Annotated in this window: 9 protein-coding genes; 2 read left to right on the top strand and 7 right to left on the bottom strand. The window is 66.8% G+C overall.

The genetic code is table 11. The features are described 5' to 3' along the window. The first annotated feature begins 48 nt into the window (after nucleotides 1–48). On the top strand, nucleotides 49–288 hold the full coding sequence (locus FJY88_09965) for a BrnA antitoxin family protein (protein ID MBM3287656.1): 240 nt from the start codon (nucleotides 49–51) through the stop codon (nucleotides 286–288). A 373-nt stretch (nucleotides 289–661) separates the two neighbouring features. On the opposite strand, the gene FJY88_09970 is transcribed toward FJY88_09965, so the two are convergent. The 6 genes from FJY88_09970 to FJY88_09995 all read right to left on the bottom strand — a co-directional run bounded on the left by FJY88_09970 (nucleotide 662) and on the right by FJY88_09995 (nucleotide 6,164). Further along, entirely contained in the window at nucleotides 662–1,042 is a 381-nt protein-coding gene (locus FJY88_09970; GenBank protein MBM3287657.1) for a response regulator, read from the bottom strand. A gap of 195 nt (nucleotides 1,043–1,237) precedes the next feature. Beyond that, the gene (locus FJY88_09975) at nucleotides 1,238–2,653 is read right to left on the bottom strand and encodes a sigma-54-dependent Fis family transcriptional regulator (GenBank protein ID MBM3287658.1); all 1,416 of its coding nucleotides are present in this window, start codon (nucleotides 2,651–2,653) and stop codon (nucleotides 1,238–1,240) included. Continuing rightward, the gene (locus FJY88_09980; GenBank protein ID MBM3287659.1) at nucleotides 2,646–3,839 is read right to left on the bottom strand and encodes a PAS domain S-box protein; all 1,194 of its coding nucleotides are present in this window, start codon (nucleotides 3,837–3,839) and stop codon (nucleotides 2,646–2,648) included. The genes FJY88_09975 and FJY88_09980 overlap by 8 nt, the downstream gene beginning before the upstream one ends. Before the next feature lie 99 nt (nucleotides 3,840–3,938). Further along, a complete protein-coding gene (locus FJY88_09985) occupies nucleotides 3,939–4,646 on the bottom strand; it encodes a hypothetical protein (protein MBM3287660.1) in 708 nt (235 codons plus the stop codon). Nucleotides 4,647–4,657: 11 nt separating this feature from the next. Further along, nucleotides 4,658–5,320 (bottom strand): L,D-transpeptidase, encoded by a 663-nt coding sequence (locus tag FJY88_09990; protein ID MBM3287661.1) that lies wholly within the window; start codon nucleotides 5,318–5,320, stop codon nucleotides 4,658–4,660. Nucleotides 5,321–5,471: 151 nt separating this feature from the next. Continuing rightward, complete coding sequence (locus FJY88_09995; GenBank protein ID MBM3287662.1) at nucleotides 5,472–6,164, bottom strand: DUF4398 domain-containing protein; 693 nt, start codon at nucleotides 6,162–6,164, stop codon at nucleotides 5,472–5,474. A gap of 228 nt (nucleotides 6,165–6,392) precedes the next feature. On the opposite strand from FJY88_09995, the gene FJY88_10000 reads away from it, so the two are divergent. Then, a complete protein-coding gene (locus FJY88_10000) occupies nucleotides 6,393–7,742 on the top strand; it encodes an A/G-specific adenine glycosylase (GenBank protein MBM3287663.1) in 1,350 nt (449 codons plus the stop codon). On the opposite strand, the gene FJY88_10005 is transcribed toward FJY88_10000, so the two are convergent. Beyond that, the coding region (locus FJY88_10005; protein MBM3287664.1) for a hypothetical protein at nucleotides 7,489–8,052 on the bottom strand (564 nt) is incomplete at its 5' end. The two genes, FJY88_10000 and FJY88_10005, sit on opposite strands and share 254 nt — an antisense overlap.

Here is an 8,052-nt window from a genome sequence, read left to right on the forward strand (position 1 = left end):
CTCGCAAGGCTGACAAGCGGGAGCAAGAGAGCTATTGGAGTTGATGCCATGAGAGCCCACTACGACTTCTCCAAGATGAAGGGGCGACGCAACCCTTACATCAAGTTGCTCAAGCAGGCTGTAACGATTCGTCTCGACCGAGACACCGTCGAGTACTTCAAGGCGCTGGCAGAGACGACAGGATTGCCGTACCAGAGCCTGATCAATCTGTATCTCCGGGACTGCGCCGTGCACCGTCGGAAGCTGTCCTTCCGGTGGGAACCTGAGGGTCGCCGAACAACCGCATGAAGCCGCCGGGCGGCGCGGGGCGAGCTCGGCGCGGTCGCGGGTCAATCGGGCGCCGCCCGCGGCTTATGCGGCGCGTTCTTTCGCGGTCTCATGGGCGAAACGACGCCCTCCGCCTCGCGGCCCCACGGGGGAGCCGAGCCGGGATGCGGCGTCGCCCTTGGCAGCCACCCTCCGGCCGGCGCGGCGCGCTCGCGCCCCGCCACCCGTTGATGGCCCTTTTCGCATCGATTCCCGCCTGCCCGCCATCCTGGTGAGCCTTCCTCCGCGTCGGGAAGCCAAACCGGCTTCCTGCCCCGGGATCCTTCGCCGGTCGGACCCCGGTAATTCCTCGGCCCGGGACGCCGGTGTCTTGAGGGAATCCGGCCGACCCGCGCTAGGAGCTGGGAGCGTCCTGGCGGAGAAGCTGCTGCATCAGGTCGATCAGCTCCCTTCTTCGAAAGGGCAGAGGGAGGAGCGTCAGTCCGGCGGCGTAGGAGGATGTTCCGGTCGGTTGAGAGGAGACGAGAACGATGGGCATGGCCTGATCGAGACTCCGGATCTGCAGCAGGAGGGACTCGAGATCAGCCCCCGCGAGGTCGGCGTCCAGAAGGCAAATGTCGCCCCCCCGCGTTCGCATGTCGGAGAGAAGCTCTCCGGCTCGAGCGCTCGCCGCGACCGCCGCGCCCTCTCTCTCAAGCGTCCGGCGGATCGCCTCCCGCAGGGCGCCGTCAGCGATGCCGATGACAGCCATGTGTCCGCGAAGCTTGGCGGTCATGCTCCCTCCCGACGTTCGAGTGTCGCAGGGGGCGTGCCAGACGGAGGTCGGGAGGACGAATATGTTGTCCTCCTGAGGATTGCAGCGGCTCGGCGCCCGTCGCCCTCGAGGCGATCGGGCTCGATCGTCCCACGCGGGGGATTCGCGCTCTGATCCGGGTGCCGCTCGCGGGACTCCCCCGCGCGCGAAGGCGGCTCAGCGATCCTCGACCGGACGATCCACAGGGCCCGCCGATTCCCCCGCGGAGTCGCCCTCGCCGGAGCCGGGCTCCTCCCGGATCGGGCCCTGAGGCTTGCCGGACGCGAGCTCGCCGAGCCTTCGATAGAGCGCGCTCCTCGAGAGACCGAGCAGGCGGGCCGCTTCCCGCTTGTCGTCGTCCACCGCCTCGAGAGTGGCCTGAATGATCTCTCGCTCTGCCCTCTCGAGCGGGGTGCCCACTGGGATCTGGACGGCCCGCGGTCGCTCCGGCCGCAGCTCGGCCGGGAGATGCTCGGGACCGATTTCCCCCCCGCGGCAGAGAATGAAGGCATGCTCGAGAACATGCTCCAGCTCGCGGACGTTGCCCGGCCACGAATAGGCCGCGAAGGCTCGCGCTACCCGGTCGGAGACGGGGGGAACCGGGCGCCCGTGCTCCCTGGAGAGGCGCTGGAGAAACGCCTCGGTCAGGATCGGCAGATCCTCGCGTCGCTCCCTGAGGGGAAGGATTCGGATCTCGATCACGCGCACCCTGTAGTAGAGATCCTCGCGAAACCTCTTCTCTTGCGACAGCCTCTTGAGGTCCTGATTGGTCGCCGCGATCACCCTCGCGCTCACCTTGCGCGTCTCCGAGGAACCGACGCGCTCGAACTCCCCCGCCTCGATGACGCGAAGCAGGCGGGCCTGGGCCGACCAGGACATCTCGGAGATCTCGTCCAGAAACAGGGTCCCGTGATCGGCGGCCTCGAAGCGCCCCTCCCTCGCTCTGTCGGCCCCCGTGAATGCGCCCTTCTCGTGTCCGAAGAGCTCCGACTCGATCAGATTCTCGGGCAGCCCGGCGCAGTTGACCTTGACAAGCCGCTTGGATGCCCGGGGGCTCTGCCTGTGGATCATCTCGGCGATGATCTCCTTGCCGGTGCCTGTTTCCCCCGTGATCAGGACCGTGCTCCTGGAAGGCGCCGCGAGCTCGATGAGCTCCTTGATGCGGCGGATCCCCTCGCTCACTCCCTCGAGCCTCGGTCCTTCCGTGCTTGTCTCGGAGTCCTCCGCCCGACGCACCCTGCGGACCTTCGCGAGGACGGAGCGGAGGACTCCCAGGCGAACCGGCTTCGACAGGTAGTCAAAGGCGCCGATGCGCATCGCTTCCACCGCCGTCTCGACAGTGGCGTGGCCTGTGATCATCACGAACGGGACGCGGATGCCCGCGGCCCGCAGCCGTCGCAGCAGCTCGAGCCCGTCGATCCTGGGCATGACCAGATCGGAGAGGACCAGGTCGTATGCCTGCCTCTTGATCAGTCGGAGAGCGCTCTCGCCGTCGGCGGCTTCCTCCACGGTCCAGCCGTCCCGTGTGGCGATGGCGACGAGGCTTTGGCGGGTGTCCGCGTCATCGTCGACAATCAGGATCCTCTCAGCCATCCCGGTCGGCTCCTTGCATCGGAAGCTCGATCCTGGCCTCCGCACCTCCCTCGGCGTGATTCCCGAGACTGATCCTGCCGCCGTGCGCGAGCACGATCTCCTGCACCAGGTGGAGCCCCAGTCCCGACCCTCCTCGCTTCGTCGTCGCGAAGATCTCGAACGCGCCCCCTCCACAGAGCTCGGGTGGCAGACCTGGACCGTTGTCGCGCAGACTGAGAATCAGAAGATCGCCCTCGACATCGGCGTGGATCAAAAGGAACGGGGATAGTCCATCGGGTATCGCGTCGAGCGAGTTCCCGGCGAGGTTGTGAAACACGCGCAGCATCTGGAGCGGGTCCAACCGCACCACCGCGTCCGGACGCCTGCATTCTACCCGCACCTCGCAGCCGGGCCGCTCGCCCTTGCCCCGAAGCTCGCTCTCGAGCGTGTCCAGGAAGTCTCCCAGCCGCAAGGAGGAAGGATGCGCCTTGATCGGACGGATCATGAGGAGATAGTCCTCCGCGAGTCCTTCGATCCTCTGGATCTCGCGGGCGAACGCGGCGAGGGACTCGCGCACGCGCGACGCGAGGGGCGCGTCCGCGCGATCGCCCGCCCGCTCGAGGAGCTCGTCGATCTCCTCCGAGAGGATCTCCGCCTGGAGAACGAGCACACCCAGAGGCGTGCGCAGCTCGTGAAAGACCTTTCCCACAACCATCCCCAGCGCGTTGAGGCGCTCCGCCTGCAGGAGCCTGTCCTGCATGGCAAGCTTCTCCGTCTGGTCGAGAATGACACTGCTGTAGCCGAGCGGGGCGCCGTCATGATCCCTGAGGAAGGACCGGCAGACCTCCACACGCACCCGCCGACCGTCCTTGGTCAGGTGTTGCGTCGGGAAGTAGAGAACCTGGTCGGACTCGAGAACGCGCCGCCTGATCTCCTTCGCATCGCTTTCCAGGAGGTCATCGGGGACCAAGCGCGCGTAGGGCTCGCCGACGATCTCATCGGCGCGGTAGCCGAGGAGCCTCTCGGCGCCCGCGCTCCAGAGGCGGATCCGGCGGTCGAGATCGGTGACCACCACGGCGGCTGCAAGCTGCCTGACAACGGCCTCGAAGTAGCCGGCGGCAATCCCTGCCGAGGAGGATCTCGAGGCCGGCGCGGGGATGTCCGCTCGTCGGTTGCCCGCGGGCTCCGAGCCACTGCCCGATTCCATGCCGGGGAGTCTAGCGAGCGTCGTTCGCGGAGGTCAATCGGACAGATCGCTGCGCGCGGTTCGCGGCCGCCGAGAGGATGCCGCCATCCGACCGCCCGATCAGAAGAGAAGAACGAGCTTCGTGCCGTCGGTCAGATTCGGCGCGAGGCTGCGGACGAGGGCGGGCTCCATCTCGATCTCCACCAGGAGCGATTCGCGGCGCTCCCGGCGAAGGGCCCATTCCGCCGTCCCCTTCTTCATCGACCTCCAGAAGGTCTTGAGGCTCAGGCGCCACCTCTCGCCCCTCGATTCGGGCGGGATGTTCCCGTGAAGCCCGATCACGAGGTTGCGCTCGAAAGTGAGCATCGCCAAGACCCGGGCGGTTCGGATCCGCTCGGCAAGGGCGCCGGTCGTGTCGGGGCTGCTCGCGACCGCGGCGCTGTCCTTGAGGGCGAGCGTGGGCACCTCCTCGAACCACTTCTCCTGCTGCAGCACGAAGGGGACTTCGCAGAAGGAGATCCTTGTCGTGTCGACCGAGATCTCCCTGGCGAGTCGGTTGAGAACGACGCGGCGCAGCGGGAACTTCGTGAGCGTGACCCCTTGAAGCTCGAGCCTGACCTCGCGAAGGGGGAGATCGAGGATCATGTATGGAAGCGGCTCCTTGCTGAGGGCGAGCCGCGCCTTGAGAACGGCATTCTCCGCGCGGTGCCGGAGCAGCTCTTCCAGGATGGTAGAGTCATCGGCCGTCGAGATCGCCGAGGGAATTGCCATCAGGCAGAGGATCGATAGGCCGGCTGCCGCCAGGCGACGCCGGTTATGGAAGCCCATCCCCCATCCTCTCAGAAGATGTAGATCGGGGTGCCGACGCGGGTCGACTCCCAGATCTGGGCGAGATCGGTGTCGCCTACCCGCACGCAGCCATGCGTGACGCTCTGCCCGAGGAATCTCTGGAAGAGCGTTCCGTGGATCAGGTAGCCGTCTCCGAAGTCGAGCCCGTAGTCGCCGAGAACCCCAGCCTCGTACCTCTCCGGGGCGGTCGGCCCGGGGATCGGTTCGCCTTCCTCGACGAACGCCCAGTCGGGCCGCACCCAAACGGGATTCTCCTTCCGATGCCGCACCTTGAAGACGCCGCGGGGAGTGGAGAAGAACCATGTCTTGCGACCATCCGGAGTGGTCAACTCGGTGTTGCTTCCCGTTGAGATGACTGCCTCGAGGAGCGTCTCGTTGCCCTTCCTGAGGTAGAGACGGTTCAGCGTCGTGTTGATGACGATGTATGGCTCCTTGGGGATCAGCTTATCGAGGCGCCCCTGGAGACGGCCGTTCTCCTTCTTGAGGGCGTCGATCCTCTTCTTGACGACCTTCGGATCGATCGCCGTCTGCCCCGCGTCGGCCGCGGCCGTGTCCTTGCCGCGGGGACAGCCTGAGACGAATGCCAGAGACAATACGCCTACCAGCAAGGCCGACAGGGCATACGGAGGACAAGGTCGGCAACTCTGTCTCATCGCGTTGGAACCACCCACTCGCACCCAGCCTACCATTCTTCCAGCAAGTAGAGGGCGGGCGGTTGGCTTGGGGCCGACACACCCGCCCTCGGGTACTGCTCGCAGGTACTTGAGACCCGGTCCGCTTTGGGAACGGGGACTAGGGCCGCTGCTACTTGCCGCCAGTCATCTTGTCGACGGCCGCCTGGACCTCAGTGCCCAGACTCCGAGCCTTCGACGCGGCCTCCTTGGCCATTCTGGCAGCCGGCTTGTACTTCTCTTGAGCCTGAGCCTGCCGCACGTTCTCGAGCGATGCCTCAGTCGCATCCAGCTCCGTCTTGATCTGCTCGATGGCCTGACGCGCCTCCTTGGCCCTCATCAGCCGCTTGCCGTGAGGACTATCCAGGAGCGTGCGGACATCCGCGATCGCCTGCTGCGCGTCAGCGAGACTCTTCTCCGCGTCCTGACGCGCGATCTCCTTGTTGCGAACAGCCGCCTCAGCCGCGGTGTTCCCCGCCGTCTGGGCAGAAAGAGCCTTCACCTTCGCAACCTTGTAGCTACGGAAGAGGGCAAACTTCGCACTCTGCCGATCCACCTCGTTCCTGGCGGCGGCAAGCGAATCCTCAGCGGCCTTCAGCTCAGGAGCCGCATACTCGGCAGCCTCCTTGACCTTGGCTTGATCGATCGCAGCCTGAGCCGCGGCCATCTCGGCCTCCGGCGGCTTTGCGCAAGAGGCAAGACCCAGAACGAGAAGGACCAGCACACCCGACCAAACCGCTAGCGTGAAACGCCGCGTACGCCGAACAGAACCGGTCATGATTCGAGACATCTCCTTTCGATCCTTCGCAGCAGACCCCCGCCACATCCCCTACGGATGCTGGTACCTGCCGAACACAAACTGACCCGGCCTGGACATATGCACAGGTCGTGCCAGAGAATGGACTCCGGAGCGGAGGCCGTCAAGCGATAAGTCCCGGCGGTTTGCGCGGGCCTCGAGCGGGGGGAGAAGGCCGGCCAGCGCCTTCGGCCATAGGATCTCCCCACTCTTGGGAATCCGGCTCCAGACGGAGTCCCATTATCGGGACGCGGGAGGATGATGCCCAGCGACACGAAATCTGCCGGGGAGCGTCCCGCCCCGATTCCGGCGGCCGCCTTCAGGAGAAAGCTCCTGCGATGGTACGACCGGAGCCGGCGCGATCTCCCCTGGCGTGGCGCGAAGGACCCCTACCGCATCCTCGTGTCGGAAGTGATGCTCCAGCAGACGAGGGTGGAGGTCGTGCGCGACCGCTACGGGCGATTCCTGCAGCGCTTCCCCGACATGCGGACGCTTGCCTCCGCGTCGGAGGACGATGTGCTCGCGGAGTGGTCGGGCCTCGGCTACTACCGGCGCGCGAGCAACCTCCGGGCCGCCGCCCGCGCGATCGTCGAGAAGCATGGGGGGCGATTCCCGTCATCGGAGTCGGATGCAGCCGCGCTCCCCGGGGTCGGCCCTTACACTGTGAGCGCGGTGCTGAGCATCGCCTACGACCTGCCGTCGGCAGCGGTGGACGGCAACGTCTCGCGGGTCCTCTCTCGCCTCGCGTTGTTGCCGGCCAGGCCACCGCATCACGTGCGGCGCGAGGCGGATCGATTGCTCTCCCGTGAGAGGCCGGGCGACGCGAACCAGGCGCTCATGGATCTTGGCGCGACGATCTGCGTCCCCCGCGGGCCGAGGTGCGCGGACTGCCCCCTGCGGGACATGTGCGGAGCCTTCAGATCGCGCCGAACGGACAACTTCCCGCCGGCCGAGAAGGGAACCGACACTGTCGACGAAGCCGCGACCCTCTGGATCGCGCACCGCCCCGGGGACGCGATCTGGCTCGAGCGGCGGAGGCAGAGGCCTCTCGTGGGGATGTGGATGCTGCCCTGGAGGGGCGAAGCCGCAGCCGCGCCCGGCGCCAGGTTCGTGGGGCCTCTCCATCACGCCATCATGAACCGCCGCTATCTCTGCCAGGTCTGGGACGCGGGCGACTCGCGCGAGAGAATCCCCGGACCGCGGGCCGGGCCTGGCCGCTGGGTCCGCGTCGACCAGATCGGGGATATTCCCCATTCCTCGCTTCTCGACAAAGCAGTCGATCTGTGGATGTCGAGGAGGGACCGGCTTCGCCTGGATCGCAGGGGACGTGGCCGCCCGCCGCGCCGCCGAGCCGTCACGCCTCTCGACCGGGAGGATCGAACAGGTCCGAAGGACGATTCGCGTTCCTCAAGCGTGCGGCGAGGTCAAACCCCTCAGGGAGATCCGCCGCCCTCAGGAGGCGAAGGGCGATGCGGTCGAGCATCTCCTGCATCGAGGCGCCGGGAGCCGCCCCTTCCAGCACCGGCAGAATCGAAAAGTGGTAGATGCCCGGGAAGGGATGCCGCAGGCCCTGTTCGTCCCCGTAGCAAGCGACCTGAATCACGGTAGTGTCGCCAGGATGCTCGGTCATTGCGTGAGCGGAGGCCGCTCCCGGCCCCCGATCCGCTCTGCTTCCTTCGGTCGCAAGCGCTACGTCGATCAGTGGCCTCAGGACTTCGACCCCGACTCGAGGCATGTCGACGCTGAGCACCAGCGCCCAAGGCTCCTGCGTCGCCTTCAGGGCGGCGAGCAGCCCCTCGACCGGGCCTCGCCCCGGACGTTCGGAAGTCACGAATGAGCTGCACAAGGATCGATAGGGCCCGGCATCGGGAGCGACGACCGCCGGCTCGAGACCGGCGTCGCGCAGCGCGTCGAGCGC

Source organism: Candidatus Eisenbacteria bacterium (assembly GCA_016867495.1).
In the GTDB taxonomy this organism is placed as follows: Bacteria; Eisenbacteria; RBG-16-71-46; order CAIMUX01; family VGJL01; genus VGJL01.

What these genes read in the sequence shown, in the direction of transcription:
- FJY88_09985 (MBM3287660.1), bottom strand. Translation starts at nt 4,646, where the DNA reads ATGGGCTTCCATAACCGGCGTCGCCTGGCGGCAGCCGGCCTATCGATC.
- FJY88_09995 (MBM3287662.1), bottom strand. Translation starts at nt 6,164, where the DNA reads ATGTGGCGGGGGTCTGCTGCGAAGGATCGAAAGGAGATGTCTCGAATC.
- FJY88_09970 (MBM3287657.1), bottom strand. Translation starts at nt 1,042, where the DNA reads ATGACCGCCAAGCTTCGCGGACACATGGCTGTCATCGGCATCGCTGAC.
- FJY88_09990 (MBM3287661.1), bottom strand. Translation starts at nt 5,320, where the DNA reads ATGAGACAGAGTTGCCGACCTTGTCCTCCGTATGCCCTGTCGGCCTTG.
- FJY88_09975 (MBM3287658.1), bottom strand. Translation starts at nt 2,653, where the DNA reads ATGGCTGAGAGGATCCTGATTGTCGACGATGACGCGGACACCCGCCAA.
- FJY88_09965 (MBM3287656.1), top strand. Translation starts at nt 49, where the DNA reads ATGAGAGCCCACTACGACTTCTCCAAGATGAAGGGGCGACGCAACCCT.
- FJY88_10000 (MBM3287663.1), top strand. Translation starts at nt 6,393, where the DNA reads ATGATGCCCAGCGACACGAAATCTGCCGGGGAGCGTCCCGCCCCGATT.
- FJY88_09980 (MBM3287659.1), bottom strand. Translation starts at nt 3,839, where the DNA reads ATGGAATCGGGCAGTGGCTCGGAGCCCGCGGGCAACCGACGAGCGGAC.